This is a genomic window from Microcoleus sp. Pol1C5, assembly GCF_036701115.1.
Classification (GTDB): domain Bacteria; phylum Cyanobacteriota; class Cyanobacteriia; order Cyanobacteriales; family Microcoleaceae; genus Microcoleus.
The window spans coordinates 35,062-57,058 of the sequence record NZ_JAUBQE010000015.1 but is presented as its reverse complement, the minus strand read 5'-3'; the positions used below and the strand labels follow the sequence as shown (position 1 = coordinate 57,058).

The following is a 21,997-nucleotide window of genomic DNA, read 5'->3' as shown; positions in this document are numbered from 1 at the left end:
TTCCCTTACCTCATAAATGGTATTAATTATCTCATCTATGTTAACCAGATCGCAAATTGGATTTTATCTCGAAGACATCGAAACCCCAATTGGCAGAACCGTCAATTTAACTCTTACCGGACTAATTCTCCTATCTTCGACCAGCTTCATCGCGGAAACTTACCCGATTTCGGAAACTGTTAGAATTAATTTGCAAACTCTCGATACAGCGCTTTTAGTTGTTTTTGTAGTTGAGTATTTATTGCGACTATGGTGTGCAGAAAATCGAGTTAAATTTATTTTTAGTTTTTTTTCAATTATTGATTTGCTGGCAATATTACCATTTTTGCTGGGATTTGTCAACGTTAGTTTTATCCGAATTTTTCGCTGGTTTAGAATTCTCCGACTTATCCGCTTTCTGGAATTAAAAATTTCTATTTTCCGCATCAGTAGCGAAGATGGGGTAATTTTTGCTCGGATTTTGTTTACTTTGCTGGCAATAATTTTTGTTTATTCTGGTTTGATTTATCAAGTCGAACATCCGGCAAATCCCGAAAGTTTTGGAACTTTTTTGGATGCTGTTTATTTCTCGGTTGTCACGATGACCACGGTGGGATTTGGCGATGTTACCCCGATTTCGGAATCCGGTCGTTTTCTGACTATTTTGATGATTTTGACAGGAATTGCTCTGATTCCTTGGCAATTGGGGGATTTGATTAAACAATTAGTTAAAAGTGCTAATCACGGAGAAGCTGTTTGTAAAGGTTGCGGTTGGTCTGTACACGATGCTAATGCTAGATTTTGTAAAATGTGCGGCAGTCAATTAGATAATGGTTGACTGTTGACTGTTGACTGTTGAGTGCAGTAAAGATAATCGGTAGGGAGACGGCATTGCCGTGTCCTATACTTCATAAATCAGGAATACACTGTAACTTCTTCCCTCTTCCCTCTTCCCTCTTCCTTCTTCCCTCTTCCCTCTTCCTTCTTCCCTCTTCCTTCTTTAAGCCAAGGGTAACAAAATTTCAAATTCAGTGCCGCTGCCTAACTCCGATCGCATTCTGAATGCACCGCCGTGTTTGCCCGTCACTATTTGATAGCTAACTGCTAAACTGGTTTCTTTGAGGGCGCGTTTTTCCGTAGAAAATGATTCTATAATTTTTTTGTACTTGCTAGGTGACATTCCTGGCCCGTTATCGGCTATGCAAATCGAAACCCAGCGAACATGAAGTTTATCTAAATCCGGCGCAGGTTCGGGACAGCAGACTTGAGTTGTGATTTCAATTTTAGGCTGGCGATCGCCGTCTCTGAGTCCTCCACCTTTGAACTCTTTCGCCAATTCTTGACCGACTGCTTCATTAATTAATGTATGAATAGCATTGGTTAAGATATTCATAAATACTTGGTTTAGCTGTCCTGCATAGCATGGCACTGGTGGCAGGTAGCCGTAGTTTTTCACTACTTGGATTTCCCTGGTCAAACGACTTTTGAGCAGCAAAAGTATGCTGTCTATGTTGGCGTGCAAGTCGGTTGGTTTGGGATAAACATCGTCTATGTGGCAAAAGTTTTGCAAACTGCTTGCCAGCTTGCTCAAACGTTCCGCTCCTGATTTGATGCTGGCAACAGTTCGGAGGAAATCGTTTTGCAAAAAGTCATAGTCGATCTCTTCCTTGAGCCGTGCTATTTCCGGCGGGGGGTCAGTACAGTATGCGTCGTAAACTGAGAGCAATTCCATCAAGTTTTTGCTGTAGTCGCTTACGTAAGTTAAATTCCCCCAGATAAAGCCTACCGGATCTAAAATTTCGTGGGCTACTCCGTTGACTAAACGCCCTAAACTAGCCATTTTTTCGCTTTGAATCATTTGAGTTTGAGCTCTTTCGTAGCGGACTTGAGTTTCTATGCCACGAATTTGCCAGTAGGCGATGTTTAGTGCATTAGGGTCTAACAGTCGGTAAGATTGGGAGTCTATTTGGACGACGATTGGTTCTGACTGCAATTCGGGCGATCGACGCAGAGCTTGGGGAGCTGCTGCCAAAATGGTTGTACTCTCTGGGACTAATAATATTTCGACGCGAGCGTAACTGTAGAGAACTTTTAGTGGCAGGTGCAAAAATAGCTCGGGACCTTGGGGTTTGAGCAAATATTCCAGCAGTTGCCTGCGGGATATCATGCCCGCAAACTCTCCTGCTTCCATCAAGACGACTCCCGGCACTAGGGGATGCTGTTCAAACATTTCGGCAACTGCCACGGCCAAGCAGCTCGATTTAACCTGAAAGTCATACAGGGGCAAATCCCAGAGGGTAGACTCTAGGGAAAGGTCTTGATGGCTGCCTTCGGAGAGTGAAGGGCTAATGAGTTTAGAACTGAATTTATTTGCCACTGGAACTTTTAGTTGCCGAAACGCTGGGAAAGTGAATTGAGAACCTACTACTAAGCTAGCCTATCACTTCAACGCAGGAGCGAACAACCGAGAATATTCTTGAGTTAATCATGTTGTGCCAACTATAGGCAGGAGAATTTCAAATTCAGTGTTCTTACCTGGTTGCGATCGCAATTTGAGTTGGCCGCCGTGCTTTTCTGTGACGATTTGATTGCAGATAGCCAGCCCCATACCGCTGCCTTTGCCTGCTGGTTTAGTGGTAAAAAAGGTGTCAAATATCTGCTGGTGATTTTCTGGAGGAATGCCGGGCCCGTTATCGGCAATGCAAATTGCCACCCGCTTGCCGTGTTCGGTTTCTATGACTTTAGTGGTAATTTCGATTTGGGGCTGCCAGTTGTCCGGGCACTGGGTGTGCATTTCTCGAACGGCTGCGTACTCTGTCAGGGCGTCTAGAGCATTAACTAACAAATTCAAAAACACCTGACTCAACTGACCGGAATAGCCGCTTACTAGCGGCAGTTCGCCGTAATTTTTAACCACTGCTATGCTATTTTTAAAGCGGTTTTTCAAAATTAATAGCGTCATCTCCACGCATTCGTGAATGTCTGTCTCCACTGGTTTTGTCTCGTCCATATGAGAGAAGTGGTGCAGCCCGTTAACTATTTTTAGCAATTGCGATGCCCCCAACTCCATCCCTTCTAAGGTGATAGGTAAATCTTCTTGTAAAAAATCAAATTCAATTTCTTCTTTGAGAGCGTCAATTCGGGGACATGGTTCCGAATATTCTTCTTCATAAACCGACATGAGCTGAAGCAAGTGTTCAAAATACGACAGCAGAAAAGTTAAATTTCCCCAAATACAGTTCAGCGGATTTCTGATTTCATGGGCTACTTCTGCTACAATTCTCCCCAAACTAGCCATTTTTTCTGTTTGGATGAGTTTGGCTTGGGTTTGTTTGTGGAGCAACTTATTTGTTAATTGATGAATTCTTGATTGAGCAACCATTAATTGGTGTACGTCTAAGAGTTTGTAGCTCTGAGGCGCTACTTCCACTACTACAGGTTCGTAAATTAATTCTCCTGACCTGTAAAGCGATTCCTCGGCGGCTTCTACTATTAATTTACTGCCGGGAAGTATCAGCGGCTCTGGCTTAGAAAACTTGTATAATACCTCTATTGGTCGCTTGAAAAACATTTCTAATCCGTAGCGGCGGTTAACTTTTTCAAAAAATAGACGCCTGGATATTATGCCGACAAAATTACCCCCCTCTGTCAAAATAACGCCGGGAAGCATGGAATTTTTTTCAAAAGCCTGGGCTACTTCTTTTGCCTGTTGAGTTAATTCAATTTGGCAGTTGTAGAGGGGCAGGTCTACGAGAGTTGATTCTAAGGAGATGTTCCAAGTACAAATTTCAGGTATATGCAACACTGATAACTCCGAGCTAGTCTCACGCACAGCAAACATAGATGAAACCCCTGTTAAATGTTGTATAGATGGATAACTTAAGTTGCTATTAATTGGTAATGGGTAATTGGAAGAGGGTAGTTGCTAGTTTGTTAAATTAGAATAGTACCCGGTAGCCTAACCCGATTACACTAGCATTGTGTGCTAAAGGTTTTGTTTCTCAATCAATGTTAAACGATCGAAGCTTTTGTGGATATTACGGAGTTCATCTGTAAACTTTTTACCATGATATACCTGCGATCGCGTGTTTTCCGAAAATTTTTAATATTTATAATTAATTATTGTGATAAATTATACCATTTTTCTAGTGATAGAAGGGAATTGGAGAACCGCCAGCGGCTTATCAGTGAATATACGGGTATCCTTCGAGGGTTGGATGGCCCGGATCAGCCATCGTCCAAGGGGCTTGAGGTTCCAACGGTATCGTCAAGACTGGGGGCCAGGCAACAATCGGCAGATTGTACAGCAGAAAGAAGTTCGGCCACGGATTCGCTTTCTTCAGATGTAACCGAATGTAACGGATGGAAGGCTTTAGTTATCGTCGCGAGAGAAGGAAGAAGCAATGTTCCGCAAGGGTTTGTGCAATTAAGAACGTTCTAACCGTATTGGTGGTTGCCATACCACTCAAAAGAAATGCAACTTTAGGCAACTTCCAACCTCGATGGTAGTCAGTTTTTTGCCATCTGCCATCTGCCATCTGCCATCTGCCGTCTCAAATCGTCTTAGGGTTCCACCTCCGGCCAGAGGCGTTCTAGCTGATACCGCCAAGCCGCGAGAGTATTTTCGCGAGACTCTCGCCCTAGTTCCATTTCACCCATCAATCCTTCTGCGTAGAAACGGTCTAAAGTCTGAAGGGTAGTTTCCACAGACTGTCCCTGCGCCTTCGCAGCTTTGATGATTTGACGGATGCGGCTTTCTATCAAACCGCCGAAAAAGTCGGACAAACCTCGCTCTTGCAAAGCCAGCACTCGGGCGACGGCTGCCGAGAAATCTGCGGCCGCGAGTGTGGCACAACTGTGCTGAAATACTCCCCACAAAACGTTTTGATGTAAGGCGTAGCGAGTTTCGAGGGTGGTGTCAAAGTTAGCTTCTAGCAGTTTATCAAGAAATGGTTGAGCTTCCTGGGCATCGGCGATCGGCAGCAAAATCCGCAGCCAACTCCCGTCTTCAGAAAGGAGGACTAACAGGCGAAAATTGGGCGTTTCTACTTGCCAAGAAGTGGCAGCAGGCATCTCAACACTGTCACCAAATAAGTCTTTAAGGGTATTGCTAATTTCTTCGGGAGTCATGAGAATTTTAGATTTTAGGTTTGAGGTTTGAGATGTGAAATTGCAGGCTGGTGAGTTCGTTTCAAAAGTTTGTAATATTTACCAGTATGGCTTAGTATCAACTCAATTTCAAATCAAAAATCTCAAATTTCAAATTTCAAATCAATTTAGTAGAAGTAGGCTGTGCACCACGCATATTTCAACGCTTAGTGTTTATGGGCGCACCTTAACCTATTGATATTTACCAATATCGGTCAATCTAAAATCTAAAATCTAAAATCTAAAATCGATTTAGGGGAGCCACCGGGGGTGATAGCCGGCAAAGGGAAGTTCTTCTGGCTGTAGTTTTGGGGGAGAACCGTCTGCGGGTATTTCTACTAAGGGTAGCAGCCAGAGGCGACTGGTGGCGATCGACTGTCCGCTATCGTTGCGGGGACTGTCTGCTGCTGAGGGAGTTGCTGCTGTGATTGATTGGTCGAAAATTAATGCCAGCCCGTCGGGAGATAAACTGATTTGGGTATCTAATTGGTTGGGCAAAATCAGCAGCGGTTTGATGGTTCCTACCAAACGAGTACCTTCTTTTTTGAGGTCGATGGTGGCGATGAAAGGCTGTTCTTTGTAGCTTTCTGTTTTGAGGCGTTGGGCTAACAAACAGTAGAGACGCTGAACTTGGTTGTCTTGGTTTTTGCGGGGGTCGAAATAAACGGCCATAATGCTGCCGGGAATACGCAATATTTCTTGTTCTACACCTTGGTTATCTAAGATGAAAAGCGATCGAGTAAAGTCGCTGTTGTATTTAACATAGGCGGCGGCAGAGTTGTCCCGGGCCATCCCCAATACTTGTTCGTATTTTGGCAAAAATTCTACTGGGTCTGCTTCTGGTTTGAGGGGGACGATCGCTAATCCTTGTTTTTGAGATATTACCATCGATTTGCTGTCGGGGCGAATCATAAAATCTCCGCCTTGTTCATTTTCCAAGGGTCTGGGCGGTACTTTTTCTTCCAAAATCCAAGGACTGAAATCGCCGGGATTGCTGCGGTTGACGCGCTGGACAACTATGATTTTTCCGTCGGCTGAGAGGTCGAATTTGAGGTTTTGGTAATCTTTGGAGTCTAAGATTTTGTCGATTCTACCGGCTGGATATTTTTGTTTAGTTCCTGAGCCCGATTGGGGGTTGAGGCCGGTGGTGACTGTGAATAGTTCTTGATTTAGAGTGCCGCGAGTACGGGCGATCGATCGATCTGTGGCTGAGAATAAAATGCGATCGCTGTCGGGATACGGTTTAAAATCGGTAACGACTAAATCTTTGGGAGTCAGCGCTATCGGTTTCGATTCGCTGCTGGTGAGATTGACTAGCATTAATCTGCTTTCTGTTTCGCCTTGGACACCGATGTAAGCAAAAGCTCGATCGCGGCTGCGAAAGGAACTGCTAAACGGTTGCATCGGCGTTCCTTTGTTTTGGTTTTTTTCTCCGAAATACTTGTCGGTTGCTCCGGCGAGTTTGACTGTGTAGGTAACGCCGTAGGGTGCTGGATCTTTGAGGGTGTAAGCCATGCGTCTTCCAGCCCAACTAAATTTACCGGGGAGGGGGGGTTCTAGCTTTAAGTTTTCCTCGACGGTGGATTGGTTCATCGGCCGAAAGAATGTGAGGATAAAGCCGGTATCTTCGGCGCCGATTTGTTTGTTTTCCCAGGTAAATTCTCGCACTCTGGGTGCTGTGCGATCGCCGCTCAGCAGCAGCAGTCCGATTAAGACGCTCAGCACTAGCATGAGGAAGATGGCCGTGCGGTCGATCGGCTGTTTGAATGGCAGATTAGCGAAGGGTGAAGGATTAATTTTTTTCTTAAAAATACTCACAAATCTTTCTCTCCTACTTTCTGCTGAAAATCAACTGCCAAATTTTCCCTCTTAAATTTTACTGTCTTGGGCGTACTTCCGACCCTTGGGAACGTTTTTTTTACCAGCGAGAAGGGCTGCAACGAAGTATGTTCAGCGCTAACTCGATTTCTGAAAGTGTTGATGCCTCCAGGACTGAATTAAACTCACGATCTTAAATCCGTGGAGTCTGCGGCACTTTCAACAGTATCAACCGAGTGGAGATGTGAAATTTGAGTTTTACCTTTTAGGATGCCTCAGAGCTAAAAATTGCTCGATGGAGAGAGGCTTTGAGGACAGTAGATCACCCTACAATTGTGCCATTTGCGTCCAGGAATATTAGCGATTTGAGATTTGAGATTTAATCTCAAATCTCAAATCGCTAATTCTTTTATAGGTTGAGAGTTAACCCTGGCGCTCTACCCATCCTCCTAATAATCATGACCCCTACTTAGATACCTTTCACGAATCCTTGACGATTAGGGGGTTGGAAATATTATTAACTGCTGACAGTGTATATGGCGATTCTGGTGCGGGATATAGCTTAGAATATTTGCTATCGTAATGTCTGACCTCAAAATAGTTTAAGTTTGACGGGTGAGGCTTATAGATTGAGAAACATTCCAAAATACAAAAAGTCGCTGCACTCTCTAAAGGCCCGACATTCACTACTTGATTTTTAAAGAGGCGACCTGATTTCATCCACTCTTTCATCTGCTTTCTTGACAAACAGTAAAATGCTGAATGAGGATTGCTAAACTCAGCAAATTTTACACCCTCTATATTTACACTAGATAGCTGATTCCATGATAGCTGCGAATCTATTGTCAAATCAATATATCTCTTGGTTCCTTGATACATTTCAAAACGGTTTGGGTAAAGAATAGCATTCTCATACCCGCTTTGTAGGTTAAATTTTTGTAATTTTTCTAGAATGAAAGCATCATACAAAACAATGTCATCTTCTATGAATAAAAACCAGTCAAATTTTTCTACTCTTTCGACAAATTCTTCCTGAAGCCTAAACTCTACAAACATGGGATCGCATTCAGGGCCTTCTTGTATCTGAATGCACTTAATTTGATATTCAGGTAAGTAGGCTGTAACGTGCCTGTTCGGTAGAGTTTGGATAGCAATACTCAGGTCGCAATGAGCAAAACTCGTCAACAGTCCATCTATTGTGTGCCTGAGTCTCTCTATTTTTTCTGCGCCTTTTTCTGGATTGTTAGATTCTTCAACTGATGTAATGTGTGCGACAGCAGCAAAGACTTTGGGACGTTCTTTTTCGGATTGTTCGATTTGTTTAAATAAATTTATAATATGATTTCTTTGATAAAAGAACATCAGTTTAGCATACCTCCTGGCCACTCGCAATATTTCTTGAAACAGAGCAATTTGTAAAAAGATAAAGTGAATTACTTTTCTTCTTGTATTGGGTTCGGCTGACATATAGACAATCTCCTTTTCCTTTACTTAAACAGTTGATTGATGGGAATTAAATCCATCGGTGATATTTTATCGATTGGCAGACCAAAATCAAAAGCCACTCTACACCAAATTAGAGTGGCTAGCACGCCTATAAACAGCCCTGTTAATTGAATATCCTGCCAAAAACAAGTTAGTCCTTCTTTCCACAAACCGTAGTTAGTTACTGCATAGGTAGGAAGGTCGCCGAGAGCTACAGCAATCACAGCACCTAAATTACCTTTTAAGTGGTATCCCAGCGGTATAGTTATACATAGATTCACAAAAGTCAGCAGATTACCCATAGCTGCGTACTGAGACTTTCCTACGGCTAACAGACAAGAACCCATCATATTGTGCAAGGTGGTGTGCCAGATACCTAAAGCCAAGATTGGCATCATCCAAGAAGCCGCCGTATACTCTTTCCGATAGAGTATTAAAATTAACTGATCGCCAAAGCTCACAAAAATTGCTAAACCTACGGCTAATGGTATTAGAATTAACTTGCGGTTGTTCAGGATCTTGGCGCGCAACTCCTGCCGCGGCAACGTGGCTAGCATAGAAATCGAGGGAAAAATCACCCGGCCACTAATGGCGATGATGACTTGGCGCGGCATATCTCCCAGGGTAAAAGCGATGCCGTAAATGCCCAACATTGTTAAAGTAAATATTTTGCCGAGAATGAGTCGATCGGCTTGAGAACACAGAAAAAATAAAATCGTAGACAAAAATATCCATTTGCCATAAGAAAATATTTCTTTTACTGCTTCTTTATCCCAAGCAAAGCGGTTTGACTTGCCGGGAATCAAAAAATGGCTCCATACTAACTCCACTACAGCTCCAGTCCAGCCGCCTACAACGATCGCCCAGATGCTGCGATCGAAGAAAGCCCACACAATCATCACTGTAGTAGAAATTATCTGTGTACCCAACTCAAAAAGCACTACTTCCTTAACGCTCATTTTGCGTTCTAGGGTGGATACGGAAGTCGATTTAAACCCTCCTATTAGGGTATTTATACTTAGGGCTGGAATCAACCACATCAGACGGGGTTCTTCATAGAATTGAGTAACTGGCCAAGTTATTAGAATTAAACACAACCAGACAAACAAGCTGCGAATAACTTGCATTGTCCAAGCAGTGTTGAGAAATTGAGGCTCGTCCCCGCGCTTGTTTTGAATGATACTTGGGCCCAGACCTATGTCTGTGAATAAGTTAATGCCTACGATGAAAACGTAGGCTAGACCCATTAGACCAAATAATTCAGGCAAAAGCAGGCGCGTCAGGATTAGGTTGCTACCAAATCGGATAATTTGACTGCTTCCATAACTTGCGATCGTCCAAACAGCACCTTTGATAGCTAATTTTTTTTCGGATGACATATACTCAGAATTTATTTCCTAATTACGAGTGTAGTTGCTGAATTTGTTATTTGCAACTCCTACAGGATGCTGCTGCCACTTTTATAGCTGACTGTACAGTATCTTTATTTGTATACGGAGAAGGGGTTCTCAGTGCCCATCTCGAAATAAATGTAAAATAGAATCTCATACTTCCTCCATACCTAATAATCATAAGGATTTTTGGGTTCGGGAATTGGTTGGAGGGAGGATGCTTGAATGATTAATTTGCGCTTGCCTTGGAGTTCTTCTACGATCGTTTCTCCTTCTATTTCTAGCCAACTATCTGGGGCAAAGGTGGTGCGGCTTTGACCGATCAGTAATTTTACCGGCAACCCGATCGGATAGGCGTCGGCCGCGCAGCAGGTAATGATAAAACGCCCGATCCACATATATTGTTCTGCTATGTTGGGGGGGTGAATTACAAATCCTTGAACTTTGACTTTTTGACCTCTGTATGTATCGGGCTCTGGATTGAAATTTAACAGTCGCACCCATTCGACGAGCGATCGCTGTTCGGGTTTTGTAGTATTGCGAAATTCTTGGGGTTGCAGTCTGGTGATTGGCAGGGATTCAGTGAGGCCTCGTTCTAATGCTGTCTGGCTGGTAAAAGTGCGTGGCGTTGTTAGTAAACCGATTAATGCGACGCTTAACATTAAGGTACTGCCGATGCTGGGGGGAAACAAAGTAACGTGTTCAACTTCTGTAATTCTGAGAGAGTTATTTGCTGGTGATGTTCGCGATTGCTTTGTGGTGCGATCGAGTTTTACGAGCTCCCAAGTTTTTAACCCGCCAATAACCATTAAGCCGATTCCTCCCGCTAAAGTCAAGCCAAAGTAATTGGGGTGAATGAGAATGCTTAATTTGCCTGTAATCCAATATTTGAGGAGCAGTATTCCCCACGCTAAGATAGCTAGGGCGTCCAGCCAGGGGCTAATTTTTTTAAGATTCATTTTGTAAGAGTCATTGAGAATTGGGAAGAGGGACTTTGAAGGAAGAAAAAGAAATAATAAGAGGAAATAAGGAAGAAAAAAGATTGAAAAAACAGCTATCCGTATATCCGTGAGTACCGTCGTGAATCAATGTACTTGAAAATCGCAACGGGTATTATTTATATGTCATATCTAATTTATTAACCTAAATGCAAGTTAACACCGAGGGTCATTAAAAAGGTTAACTGAGCTGCCAAGACAATTATGTAAACTACGGCTCGACTTTTAAAAATTGACAGCATTAAACCTATGCCTTTGAGGTCAATCATCGGGCCGAAAACGAGAAAGGCTAACAGCGAACCGCTGGTAAATGTGGAAGCAAAAGATAGGGCAAAAAAGGCATCTACTGTAGAACAAATGGATACGACTGCGGCTAATAGCAGCATGGCGAGAATTGAGGAAACGGGCCCTTGGCCGAGGTTGAGAATTAGTTCGCGGGGTGCGCCAACTTGAATGATGGCTGCGATCGCACTTCCGATTACCAACACTCCTCCCAATTCGCGCAACTCCTGTACCATAGTATCTAAAAGCAGGCGCAGACGCTCTTTAGAAACGCGGTGGAACATCGAGGAACGTTTCGAGGTTTTTTCTGTTTGGCCTGTTTGTAATGGCTTCCAGTCGTCTTGTAGCAAAGATTCGATCGGCACCGCCCCCCCCGGCTGACCGAGCATAAAAGTTCCCGACTGCAACAGCAGCGGAGTGTTGGCTTGGACGAGCTCTTGTTCGGAAAACTCTGGTTTTGGTAGAGGGATAGCGCGGGCTACAGCAGGTTGCAGCAGAGGTCGCAAGTCTTTTTGGGTGCTGAACACCCAGCCGATAATTGTGGCTGTGACTAGGGAAAATACCACCCGCAAAACTACAATTTCTGGCTGATCGCGAAATGCTGTCCAAGTCGCCCAAATTACCACGGGGTTGATGGTGGGGGCCGCAAGCAAAAAGCCGATCGCGGCTGGTGCGGGCACTCCCTGCATCAGTAGCCTGCGGGCTACGGGCACGTTACCGCACTCGCACACGGGAAACAAAAAGCCGATCGAACTGCCCATCAAAGCCCCCAGTAGCGGGTTTCGCGGGATGCGGGATACGAGTTTGCGTTCGTCTACAAACCCCAGCAGCAAACCTGAGAATAAAACTCCCAGCAGCAGAAAAGGTATTGCTTCTACTAACAAGCTGAGAAAAAGGGTAAAAGCATTGTTTAACTGATTCGTGAGGGCGGGTTGCATCGATCACCTACTGGTAAATTGCTATTTAGTTACACGTCTTTGGCAGAACCCCCTGTCGATCATACCAAAGCACAGCACTAAGTTAAAATTCAGTTGAAAATTTTTTCTTACAATCCTCTATCTTATAGCCATCATTAAAAGTCGCAGAGCCTGGTAAGGACACGGCCGTACCGTTTCTCTATAAATATGGCGTACAATATATATCCGTCCCTACTTTTCACCATGGTATATGATTAATTTTTAAATTTAATAAAGCCTTTTCTTGACTGGAATTGGTAGAGTTTATAATTTAATCAATGCTAGCTTGTGAATGATTTGGAATGGTTAAAGTTGTTTGAATTACACTCAATTTTTCTACCTGATATCTAATTCGGTGGCATCGGAATTGATATTACCCACAGTCAGGACACCGCGCCTGGCCGTTTCCCTACAATTAATCGGCAGCCGATGGTTAGAGCTTTCATCGAAAAAAAAGTGATTATTTTGGGGTAGGGAAACGGCATTGCCGTGTCCTCCGTTGTCTTCAGTATCAAAGGCCGTAGCTTGTGGGGGGGGACACCATCGCGGTTATGGTGCGACCTAAAACTCAGGGACGCGCACCCACGGGTACATTCGACCGCTAGGCGGGCGATCGGGCAATTCCGATTTTCCTCTATTGTCACTTTATTATATTTTGGAAAAATGTAACCTTATTATTAAAAATAGGTTAAGACCAGAATTCCAGGTTAATGAATAATTAAATAGTCGAACCAAGCGTTAATACCCCTCAAGTCAGTATAAAATAAAGTCAGGCCTAGCCAGGGCGCATTTATATCGGTGATACTTAATATTGCCTAATACTTTAAGTGGTAAAATTTTTCTTACTACAGTCAGTTTTTTGTGTAATTTAAAATGCAGTTTGCCAGGAGATGCCGGTCAAAGCACTCAGCAACTCACCTGCTGACCTTTGGTAGCTGAATGTCTGCTAGCAAATAGAACCCCAAAAAAGCGTACTGATGAATTTATGTTGAATACCTCCTGCGTAGAAAGACCAGTCCAACCCATCTCCGAGGCTGACCTAGGAGAACTTTGTTTAAACTCTACTCTCCAACAATTGTCGCTGTACGATTTTCAGGTAGAAGCTACGGATTGGGGAATGCGAATTTCTCAGATGTTAGAAGCTAATCCGCTGTTACCGGGAGTCATTGTGACCCATCAAGGTGAATTTGCCGGCATGATTTCCCGGCGGAGATTTTTAGAATTTATCAGCCGTCCTTTTGGGCGAGAATTATTTTTAAAGCGACCAGTGAGGGCTTTGTACCGCTTTGCCGAAACTGAGAGTTTAATTTTTCCCAGCAATACTTTAATCGTGGATGCAGCCAGGAAGTCGCTGCTGCGATCGAAAGAACTGCTTTACGAACCGATTGTGGTTCAATTGTCACCTCAAACTTATAGTTTGCTAGACGTGCACGAACTGTTAGTAGCACAGTCCAATATTCATGAACTAGCAACAAAATTGCTGAGGCAGCAAACTCAATCTCAACTAATTCAAACCGAAAAACTAGCGAGTTTGGGACAGATGGTAGCTGGAGTCGCCCACGAAATTAGAAATCCCGTCACCTGCATCAGCGGAAATCTAGGCTTTTTGTCTAACTACTCGAAAGACATCATGGAGTTGCTGTCTGCTTACGAACACATTGTGGGTAACAGCGAAAAAATTGACCAACTCAAAAAACACATAGAATTTGATTTTTTGCAAGAAGATTGGGTAGAAATTCTCAAAAGTATGAAAGTTTCATCGCAGAGGCTGGTCGAACTCGTCACCAGCCTGCACACCTTTTCTCACATGGACGAAACCCATTTGAAACAAGCTAACATCCACGAATGTATTGACAGTACGCTGCTAATTATGAAAAACCGTCTCAAGTACGGAATTGAAGTAGTTAAAAGCTATGGAGATTTGCCTTTGGTCAAGTGCTACTCTGGTCAGTTGAGCCAGGTATTTATGAATATTATCAGCAATGCAATCGACGCTTTGGAAGAGGTAAAAGAAGAAAAAGGTTTTATGCCTGCAATTACTATTGAAACCGAGGTAATAGACAGTTGTGACGGAGACTGCGTAAATTCGGAATTAATTCAAAATTATGTTATGGGCGATCGACAAAATGCAAAACCGCTATCATCCGCCAGCCAAAACGGCGACTTCTGCCCAGAAGCAGGGGCAAAAAATCAAAATAACGCTTGGATAGCAATCAGAATTGCCGATAACGGACCGGGAATTCCGCCAGAAATTCAACGGCGGATTTTTGAGACATTTTTCACCACTAAACCCGCTGGGAAAGGTACTGGTTTGGGGTTGGCAATTACCCATCAAATTGTTACGGAAAAGCATAAAGGCAAGTTAAATTTGCATTCTACTCCCGGTACAGGTACTGAATTTGAAATTTTGTTGCCGTTGATTTGAAGGAAGTCCGGCAACCGATGAGTGTAACGGATGTAAGGGATAGTAACGAATGGATGGAAGAGGGAATGCAGGACACGGATACACGGATTTAGATAAGGTGCGCATTGCGCACCCTACTGTTACGCTACTTTTACGCTCGAAGCTGAACTGGCATCACCAAGAATGTAGCATTGACTCCGCCCAAAGGCTGAAAAATTACAGGCGCAAGAGCACCGTTTAATTGCAGTTGAATTTCGGGAGACTGAGCAGTTTTCAAAATGTCAATTAAGTATTTCACGTTGAAAGCAATATCTATGCTGTCTCCAGAAATTTGTGCGGGCATTGACTCTTTACCACAGCCGACATCTTTAGCATCTACAGACAAAGTAATTTCCTGATTCTCCTCGTCGATGCTGCATTTGAGAATATTATTTTTTTGGTCTGCAAACACGGCAATTCTTTCTACTGCTGCTAAGAACGATCGCCTTTCTAAAGTAATTTGCCGCTCAAAAGACGGCGGAATCAACTGGCGGTATGCGGGATACTGCCCTTCCAAGGTGCGGGTTGTCAGCCGCTGGTCTGCCCATTCAAACACTACTTGACCGTGTTCGAAATGCAGAGTGACAGGTTCAGTCCACTGTCGCATCACCAGCATTCTTTCTACTTCCCGCAATGCTTTAGCGGGGACTGTCACCTCAAATTCTTCTTGGGTTTCTTCGCCTTCAGCGTTTTCATTTGCAGTTTGAACTACTGCCAATCTGTGGCCGTCTGTAGCTGCAAATTCCAAGCAATCTTGCAATACTTTTAAATGCACGCCTGCAAGTACCTGTTTTGCCTCGTCGGGGCTAGTAGCAAATAAAGTTCCTTTGAGTCCTTCTATCAAGGCTTCCGGTGGCAATTTGAGGATTGTTCCGGCTTCGATGGCGGGCAATTCTGGGAATTCTTCCGGGCCCATGCCTCTAACTTGGTAGCTACCAGAACTGCAAGTGAGATATGCTACGGTGTCTCCGGCTTCGTCTTCTAAAGTAATCTCTCCATCCGGGAGTCTCGAAACAATATCGTTGAGTAATTTAGCGGGTATGGTAAAACTGCCGCCGCCTGTTACTTCTGCTGCGAAGCTGGTACGAATGCCCAAACTGAGATCGAAAGCTGTCAAGCTAACCCGCTGATTTTCCTCATCCGCTACTAAGAGCACGTTGGCGAGTACCGGATGTGTCGGGCGGGAGGGAACGGCCCGACTTACCAACGAGAGGTTGGCGTTGAGGTCACTTTGGGTGCAAACCAATTTCATGGTACGAAGGTTAATTAACCGGATTTGAAACAGAAACAAATCGTATCACAGAAAGCCAGTGGGTCGGTTTTTCTGTGTGTAGGGGTTAACCATGGGGCGCTTATTCCCGATTTCTACGCAAAATTTTGCCTGTAAAAACGAGAAATCTTCGTAGAAACCGGGTTTCTGAGGTTAGCGCGCGTCGCGAACTATGTGTAGGGTGTGTAGGTCTCACCAGTTTTTTTTTAATTTATTTAATTATTTTTGTATCGATCGCCCTGTGGAAACTGTGGAAAAAAAAGCTAACTGCTGGCTGGGCGTCACCTCTAGGTAATAAATCCCTGTGGAAAACTTGTGGAAAAGCGGTTGCGGTCGATCGCCCGCCCATTTTTGTGCAAAAACTGTTTCTGGCGATCGAGTAAAGTTTTCCACAAACGGAGGGCAACTTTTCCACAGGTTTTTCCACAGGCAAGCTGCTACGCATAGAAATTGTCTGTTATCGGAGAGTTACCCGTTCGGTGATGCGGATCTTGAAATCGCTACATAGACTCATTGGTGTGACAACTGGCCACTGACTAATGACTTCTTCTCAAGTTTTGCGACTGACAACATTAATTCGATCGCTCAACTGACGCAAAGTTTGAGCCAAATTCGGGTCAGTGTTCCGCAACTGAGCAATTTTGTCGCAACTGTAAAGCACAGTCGTATGATCTTTGCCGCCGAACACTTCGCCAACTTTTGGCAAACTCAAACCAGTATGCTGCCTAATTAAATACATCCCTATTTGACGGGCAAGACTAATTTCTCGCCTGCGGGAAATGCCTTTCAAATCTTCCACAGAAACATCAAACTCCTCAGCCACAACTGCAATTACTGCATCTGGCGTCGCCTCTAAGCTTTCAGTTTGCTGGTTCAAAACCGGGGTAATATTCTCCACGGTCATTGGCAAACCAGTAATTGAAAGATATGCTACCGCCCGAATCAAAGCACCTTCCAATTCCCGAACGTTAGAAGTGTAACTAGAAGCAATGTATTCAATGACATCTCGCGGCAGCCGCATATTTTCATACTCAGCTTTTTTCTGCAAAATTGCCATCCGAGTTTCCAAGTCTGGCAATTGAATGTCGGCAATTAATCCCATGGAAAATCTGGAACACAAACGCTCTTGCAGGCGGGGGATTTGCTGCGGCGGGCGATCGGAAGCTAAAACTACTTGATTTCCGGCTTCGTGTAAAGTATTAAAAGTGTGGAAAAATTCTTCTTGAGTGTATTCTTTGCCTTCAATAAATTGGATGTCATCTATTAATAAAACATCGGCTGCTCGATAATGATCGCGGAAAGTTTGCATACTATCTTTCCTAATGGCGGCGATTAAATCGTTAGTAAATTTCTCAGTAGAAACGTAAAAAATCTTGGCGTTGGGGTCGATTTCCAAGCGATAATGACCGATCGCCTGCATCAAATGAGTTTTGCCCAAACCGACGCCACCGCACAAAAATAGGGGATTGAATTCTCGGCCCGGAGACTCAGCTACCGCGAGGGAGGCTGCGTGGGCCATGCGGTTGTTGGAACCGACAACAAAGCGGGAAAATACGTATTTCGGGTTTAAATTGGCGGGTTTGGGGGGGTGAAGCGAGTGGCTTTCCACATCGGCGATGGGGGAGGGCCAAATCATGGCCGAATCGCTGCTGCCACCTGTTTCGTTTCCTCCGGCAATGGTCAAGTAAATGTCTACGGGATAGCCGAGAATTTCGTAGACTGCATCGGCAATGGTTTTGACGTAATATTTTTGCAACCAATTGCGAGCAAAGGGGTTGGGGGCGCTGACAATCAAACAGTTATTTTCGAGTTGTTCGGCCCTGGCAGTTTTGATCCACGTCTCAAAGCTAGGTCTGCTCAGTTGTACCTGGAGACGTTCAAGTATCTGATTCCACAGACTTTCGAGGGGAATGTCCACTGCTCACCTCTGCCGATCGGCATTCAAGATATTAATTCTACAGTCTAGAGAGTTTAGTCCTCAGATGCTAAAGTTTAAGGGAGTCTGCCGATCGCCAAAATTTTTGCGGCTCTGCAGCCCAAACCAGGTATCGGGGAGCTGTTCAGCAAATATTTAGATTTGGCAGGAAAGCCTAAAAACGTGGCCATGAAGAGTTCTACTGGCAAATTTTGGAAGCAACCGGCAATTTACATATTGCTGCTGGTAACGGGAGCCGGGGCCGCCATGTTGGGCGATCGTCTGACGGTTTCTCAATTTCGTGCAAATTCTGGCGATTCGGGACAAAGGGCGCTGGAACCTAAATTGCAACTGCCTCCTAATACAAAGGATCGAGTTAGCAAAGTCTTGCCGCCGGCTTCCTTGTCGGGCGACGGGACTAATGTGAATTTTATTGTGGCTGCCGTGGCAAAAGTTGGCCCGGCAGTGGTTCGGATCGATGCTTCGCGCCGGGTGAAACCGGGAAATAGAGGGCTGTCGCCGGAAGATTTTTTGGGTATAGAACCGAATTCGGGCGGCAGGGGCGGGATCGAACGGGGCACTGGTTCGGGTTTTGTGATCGGTGCCGACGGCGTGATTCTCACTAACGCTCACGTTGTAGAGGGAGCCGATACAGTAAATGTAACTCTCAAGGACGGCCGCAGCTTTCAGGGGCGGGTGTTGGGGGCGGATAAGGTGACGGATGTGGCTGTGGTGAAGATTGAGGCGAATAATGTGCCTGTGGTGGCGATCGGCAATTCGGATAAACTGTTGTCTGGGGAATGGGCGATCGCGATCGGCAATCCTTTGGGTTTGGACAATTCCGTAACTGCGGGGATTATTAGCGCTACGGGACGATCGAGCACTGATGTGGGCGTACCCGACAAGCGGATCGGTTTTATTCAAACAGACGCTGCAATTAATCCGGGGAATTCCGGCGGCCCGCTGCTGAATGCTTCGGGCCAAGTTATTGGCATGAATACAGCGATTATTCAAGGTGCTCAAGGATTGGGGTTTGCGATTCCCATTCAGGCGGCGCAACAGGTGGCGAAGGAACTGATTTCGACGGGGAAAGTCGAACACGCTTATTTGGGAATTGAAATGGCGACGCTGAATCCAGAGGTTAAGGAGCAAATTAACAGCAACGCTAACAGCAGCCTGCGAGTTACAGTCGATCGTGGTGTGGCTATTGTTAGCGTTGTTCCTAATTCTCCCGCTGCGGCGGCAGGTTTGCGGGCTGGAGATGTGATTCAAAAAATTAACAATCAGCCGATTATTCAGTCGGAAGCTGTTCAGGAGTTCGTGCAAAATGCTAAGGTTGGCGGGCTGTTGCAAATGCAAATCAACCGCAACGGGCAAATAGTTAATTTGAGTGTTAAACCGGGGAGTTTGCCGGTTCAAAAAGTTCGATAAGAAGGAAGAAGGAAGAAGGAAGAAGGAAGAAGTAAGAAGGAAGAAAAAAATGGTTATTTGTCAGTAGTTAACCACTAACAAATGACCACTAACCAATAACGACTAACCAATAGCTATGGCAGAAATATTGCAAATCTCACAATTAGGAAATCCTGTACTGCGCCGCCAGTCGCAAGTTGTCGAGAATATTAAGGACGATCGCATTCAACAGTTGATTGACAGCTTAATCTGTACAGTACAGCAGGCAAACGGAGTGGGGATTGCCGCCCCTCAAGCGGCTCAGTCCGATCGCCTGTTCATTGTCGCATCCCGTCCCAATTTGCGGTATCCCCAAGCACCCCACATGGAACCCACAGCGATGATTAATCCCCGGATTGTGGCTGCATCAACAGAGACAGTCAAAGACTGGGAAGGCTGTTTGAGCATTCCGGGGATTCGGGGCTTGGTGCCCAGAAGTAGGGCGATCGAGATAGAATACACCAGTAGAGACGGCAAACTCCACCGACAAGAATTGACCGATTTTGTGGCTCGAATTTTTCAACACGAACACGACCATTTAGATGGAATCGTGTTTTTAGACAGGGTGGAAAATACCCGCGAACTGATGACAGAGGACGAGTACCAGCAGCAATTTGTCAAGCTCCTCTAATAATTGATATAATTGCGATCGATAACGCCAATGATGTTGTGAATAGGAGGGCGAATGTCTATCAATTTGGAAAAAGGCGGGAGAATAAATCTCTCTAAAGAAGCACCGGGGCTAAAAAATGCCGGAATTGGTTTGGGATGGGATATCAACGCTACAGACACCGGCGCAGCGTTTGACTTAGATGCTTCCGTGTTTATGTTGGGGGCTACTGGCAAAATCCCCGGCGAAAAATACTTTGTTTTCTACAACAACAAGGAGTCGCCGGACACTTCTGTAATACATCTGGGAGATAGCAGAACCGGAGAAGGATTTGGCGATGATGAAACAGTTACAGTCGATTTAACCAAAGTCGATCCGGGAGTGCAAGAAATTGTGTTTGTGGTAACTATCCACGAAGCAGAATCGAGAAGGCAAAACTTCGGTCAAGTGCGGAATGCTTTTATCAGGATTTACGACACTACTACTAACACAGAGGTAACGAAGTACGATTTGGACGAGGATTTTTCTAGGGAGACTGCGGTAGAATTTGGCAGACTTTACAAGAAAGACGGTGAGTGGAGGTTCCAAGCTGTAGGACAAGGCTACAATTCCGGCTTGCAAAGCTTTGTAGATAAGTATGCCTGATAAAAAGTCGATCGCTACTAGCTAAATAAATCGAGGGAAAATTCGGAAGTAGGAATGTTTCCCTCGATTTTAAGCCAGACTCATGAGGTGATAAACCAGATGGGAATTCAATTAAAGAAAGGCGAAAGATTTAATCTTTCTAAAACATCTCCAAGTTTAACAAAAGTTGCGATCGCCCTGGGATGGGAAATAGCAACTCAACAAGATTTATCCAACCCAAACCCGCAAAGCTGCGATATCGATGCCTCAGTTTTTGCGTTAGGTTCGGGCGGAAAAATTCCCGACGAAAGATACTTTATATTTTACAATAACTCGCAGTCACCGGACGGAGCGATCGCCCATTCGGGAGATAATCAAACAGGTCAAACTCAAGGAGATGACGAGACAATTTATGTAGACTTAGAAAAAGTAACGGCTGCAGTTGAGGAAATGGTTTTTGTGGTCACGATTCACGACGCACAAGCTAAACATCAAAATTTCAGCCAAATCAAAAATGCTTTTATCCGATTGTACGATCGCGAAACCGAAAGCGAACTAGCCCGGTATGATTTAACAGAAGGTTTTTCTGAAGAAACAGCAGTCGAGTTTGGACGGTTGTATAAAAAAGATGCAGCTTGGAGATTTCAGGCCGTAGGACAAGGATATAAAGCAGGATTGCAGAGTTTTGTTGACAAGTATCATTCAGAGATTAAACAGGAAGAAAAACCAGCACAACGTGCAGTAGAACTGCCTAAATTACCAGTTATTGAAGATAGCCACAAAAGTCAGAAAGCTATAGCATTAGACAAAAAGCTTGAGGAGAAAGCGCCGCACATTTTTAATCTTGCTAAGAAAGCCGATATCTCGCTCAAGAAAGCAAATCTCACAAATCACGATGCTCAAGTAGCGCTTTGCCTCGATATTTCTGGTTCCATGTCTTCGCTGTACAGTTCCGGAAAAATTCAGCGCTTGGCAGAGAAGATTTTGGCTTTGGGATGTCGGTTTGATGACAACGGATCGATCGACATATTTCTGTTTGGAGTCAACCCCCACAATCCCGGTGAAATGTCGATCGACAATTTCTCAAACTTCATCCACTATATACTGCAACAGTATCCTTTAGAAGGAGGTACTTACTACGGTAAAGTGATGAAGGAAATTAGAAAGTTCTATTTTCCTGACGGTCGCGGTAGCAGGCGCTACGCAGCTATTAAAGCCGATCGACCTGTCTACGTCATGTTTGTAACGGATGGAGAAACTGCGGACGAGTCGGAAAGCAAGCAGCAGCTACAATGGTCGTCCCACGAGCCGATATTTTGGCAGTTTATGGCGATCGGCAAGTCGCAGAAAGATGTCAAAAGTAAGGGAGTTCGAGGGTGGTTAGCAAGAGCCGCAGCGAGCGATTTTAGTTTTTTAGAGCAGCTTGACCAAATGGGCGATCGCTACCTAGACAACGCCGATTTCTTCAGTTTAGAAGACCCGGAACATATTGCCGATGAGGAATTATACGATTTGTTGACTGCCGAATATCCGCATTGGGTAAAATCAGCTCGAATCAAAAATCTCTTACCCTAGAAACAGCTTTTGCAGGCAAACAAAATGCTAGCTTAGAGCCATCATTCTACTTCA

The 21,997-nt window shown here is 44.5% G+C and carries 17 protein-coding genes; 6 read left to right on the top strand and 11 right to left on the bottom strand.

Translation table 11 applies throughout. The features are described from left to right. Positions 1–37 precede the first annotated feature (37 nt). Positions 38–817, top strand: coding sequence for an ion transporter (locus QUA23_RS10840; RefSeq protein WP_333075970.1), 780 nt, complete (start codon positions 38–40; stop codon positions 815–817). Between the two features lie 162 nt (positions 818–979). Here QUA23_RS10840 and QUA23_RS10835 read toward each other — a convergent pair whose 3' ends face one another. From QUA23_RS10835 to QUA23_RS10800, 8 genes are all read right to left on the bottom strand, one after another. Then, a complete protein-coding gene (locus tag QUA23_RS10835; protein WP_333075972.1) occupies positions 980–2,356 on the bottom strand; it encodes an ATP-binding protein in 1,377 nt (458 codons plus the stop codon). Positions 2,357–2,464: 108 nt separating this feature from the next. Continuing rightward, the gene (locus QUA23_RS10830) at positions 2,465–3,820 is read right to left on the bottom strand and encodes an ATP-binding protein (protein ID WP_333093872.1); all 1,356 of its coding nucleotides are present in this window, start codon (positions 3,818–3,820) and stop codon (positions 2,465–2,467) included. A gap of 722 nt (positions 3,821–4,542) precedes the next feature. After that, the gene (locus QUA23_RS10825; protein WP_333059077.1) at positions 4,543–5,109 is read right to left on the bottom strand and encodes a hypothetical protein; all 567 of its coding nucleotides are present in this window, start codon (positions 5,107–5,109) and stop codon (positions 4,543–4,545) included. Between the two features lie 270 nt (positions 5,110–5,379). Further along, positions 5,380–6,945, bottom strand: coding sequence for a hypothetical protein (locus QUA23_RS10820; protein WP_333075974.1), 1,566 nt, complete (start codon positions 6,943–6,945; stop codon positions 5,380–5,382). Positions 6,946–7,425: 480 nt separating this feature from the next. Beyond that, positions 7,426–8,412: a hypothetical protein gene (locus QUA23_RS10815; RefSeq protein WP_333075975.1), complete on the bottom strand. Its 987-nt coding sequence runs from the start codon at positions 8,410–8,412 to the stop codon at positions 7,426–7,428. Between the two features lie 20 nt (positions 8,413–8,432). After that, positions 8,433–9,809 carry an oligosaccharide flippase family protein gene (locus QUA23_RS10810; protein ID WP_333075976.1) on the bottom strand — a complete coding sequence of 459 codons (1,377 nt, stop codon included), beginning with the start codon at positions 9,807–9,809 and terminating at the stop codon, positions 8,433–8,435. 182 nt (positions 9,810–9,991) lie between these two features. After that, positions 9,992–10,780: a TIGR03943 family putative permease subunit gene (locus tag QUA23_RS10805; protein ID WP_333075977.1), complete on the bottom strand. Its 789-nt coding sequence runs from the start codon at positions 10,778–10,780 to the stop codon at positions 9,992–9,994. A 179-nt stretch (positions 10,781–10,959) separates the two neighbouring features. Continuing rightward, positions 10,960–12,039, bottom strand: a complete 1,080-nt coding sequence (locus QUA23_RS10800) for a permease (protein ID WP_333075978.1) — start codon at positions 12,037–12,039, stop codon at positions 10,960–10,962. A gap of 1,003 nt (positions 12,040–13,042) precedes the next feature. Here QUA23_RS10800 and QUA23_RS10795 point away from each other — a divergent pair. Beyond that, a complete protein-coding gene (locus QUA23_RS10795) occupies positions 13,043–14,482 on the top strand; it encodes a HAMP domain-containing sensor histidine kinase (protein ID WP_333075979.1) in 1,440 nt (479 codons plus the stop codon). A gap of 130 nt (positions 14,483–14,612) precedes the next feature. On the opposite strand, the gene dnaN is transcribed toward QUA23_RS10795, so the two are convergent. The 3 genes from dnaN to dnaA all read right to left on the bottom strand — a co-directional run bounded on the left by dnaN (position 14,613) and on the right by dnaA (position 17,688). Beyond that, positions 14,613–15,752: a DNA polymerase III subunit beta gene (gene dnaN, locus QUA23_RS10790; protein WP_333075980.1), complete on the bottom strand. Its 1,140-nt coding sequence runs from the start codon at positions 15,750–15,752 to the stop codon at positions 14,613–14,615. A gap of 237 nt (positions 15,753–15,989) precedes the next feature. Continuing rightward, on the bottom strand, positions 15,990–16,163 hold the full coding sequence (locus QUA23_RS10785; protein WP_333075982.1) for a hypothetical protein: 174 nt from the start codon (positions 16,161–16,163) through the stop codon (positions 15,990–15,992). 157 nt (positions 16,164–16,320) lie between these two features. Beyond that, a complete protein-coding gene (dnaA, locus tag QUA23_RS10780; RefSeq protein WP_333075984.1) occupies positions 16,321–17,688 on the bottom strand; it encodes a chromosomal replication initiator protein DnaA in 1,368 nt (455 codons plus the stop codon). A 186-nt stretch (positions 17,689–17,874) separates the two neighbouring features. Between dnaA and QUA23_RS10775 the strand changes: the two genes are divergently transcribed. From QUA23_RS10775 to QUA23_RS10760, 4 genes are all read left to right on the top strand, one after another. Next, a complete protein-coding gene (locus tag QUA23_RS10775; RefSeq protein WP_333075986.1) occupies positions 17,875–19,116 on the top strand; it encodes an HhoA/HhoB/HtrA family serine endopeptidase in 1,242 nt (413 codons plus the stop codon). Between the two features lie 115 nt (positions 19,117–19,231). Further along, on the top strand, positions 19,232–19,765 hold the full coding sequence (gene def, locus QUA23_RS10770) for a peptide deformylase (protein WP_333075987.1): 534 nt from the start codon (positions 19,232–19,234) through the stop codon (positions 19,763–19,765). A gap of 54 nt (positions 19,766–19,819) precedes the next feature. Then, complete coding sequence (locus QUA23_RS10765) at positions 19,820–20,389, top strand: TerD family protein (protein ID WP_333075989.1); 570 nt, start codon at positions 19,820–19,822, stop codon at positions 20,387–20,389. Positions 20,390–20,488: 99 nt separating this feature from the next. After that, a complete protein-coding gene (locus QUA23_RS10760; protein ID WP_333075991.1) occupies positions 20,489–21,943 on the top strand; it encodes a TerD family protein in 1,455 nt (484 codons plus the stop codon). The last annotated feature ends 54 nt before the right edge of the window (positions 21,944–21,997 follow it).

What these genes read in the sequence shown, in the direction of transcription:
- QUA23_RS10840 (WP_333075970.1), top strand. Translation starts at nt 38, where the DNA reads ATGTTAACCAGATCGCAAATTGGATTTTATCTCGAAGACATCGAAACC.
- QUA23_RS10830 (WP_333093872.1), bottom strand. Translation starts at nt 3,820, where the DNA reads ATGTTTGCTGTGCGTGAGACTAGCTCGGAGTTATCAGTGTTGCATATA.
- QUA23_RS10825 (WP_333059077.1), bottom strand. Translation starts at nt 5,109, where the DNA reads ATGACTCCCGAAGAAATTAGCAATACCCTTAAAGACTTATTTGGTGAC.
- QUA23_RS10815 (WP_333075975.1), bottom strand. Translation starts at nt 8,412, where the DNA reads ATGTCAGCCGAACCCAATACAAGAAGAAAAGTAATTCACTTTATCTTT.
- QUA23_RS10810 (WP_333075976.1), bottom strand. Translation starts at nt 9,809, where the DNA reads ATGTCATCCGAAAAAAAATTAGCTATCAAAGGTGCTGTTTGGACGATC.
- QUA23_RS10805 (WP_333075977.1), bottom strand. Translation starts at nt 10,780, where the DNA reads ATGAATCTTAAAAAAATTAGCCCCTGGCTGGACGCCCTAGCTATCTTA.
- QUA23_RS10800 (WP_333075978.1), bottom strand. Translation starts at nt 12,039, where the DNA reads ATGCAACCCGCCCTCACGAATCAGTTAAACAATGCTTTTACCCTTTTT.
- QUA23_RS10795 (WP_333075979.1), top strand. Translation starts at nt 13,043, where the DNA reads ATGTTGAATACCTCCTGCGTAGAAAGACCAGTCCAACCCATCTCCGAG.
- dnaN (WP_333075980.1), bottom strand. Translation starts at nt 15,752, where the DNA reads ATGAAATTGGTTTGCACCCAAAGTGACCTCAACGCCAACCTCTCGTTG.
- QUA23_RS10775 (WP_333075986.1), top strand. Translation starts at nt 17,875, where the DNA reads ATGAAGAGTTCTACTGGCAAATTTTGGAAGCAACCGGCAATTTACATA.
- def (WP_333075987.1), top strand. Translation starts at nt 19,232, where the DNA reads ATGGCAGAAATATTGCAAATCTCACAATTAGGAAATCCTGTACTGCGC.
- QUA23_RS10765 (WP_333075989.1), top strand. Translation starts at nt 19,820, where the DNA reads ATGTCTATCAATTTGGAAAAAGGCGGGAGAATAAATCTCTCTAAAGAA.
- QUA23_RS10760 (WP_333075991.1), top strand. Translation starts at nt 20,489, where the DNA reads ATGGGAATTCAATTAAAGAAAGGCGAAAGATTTAATCTTTCTAAAACA.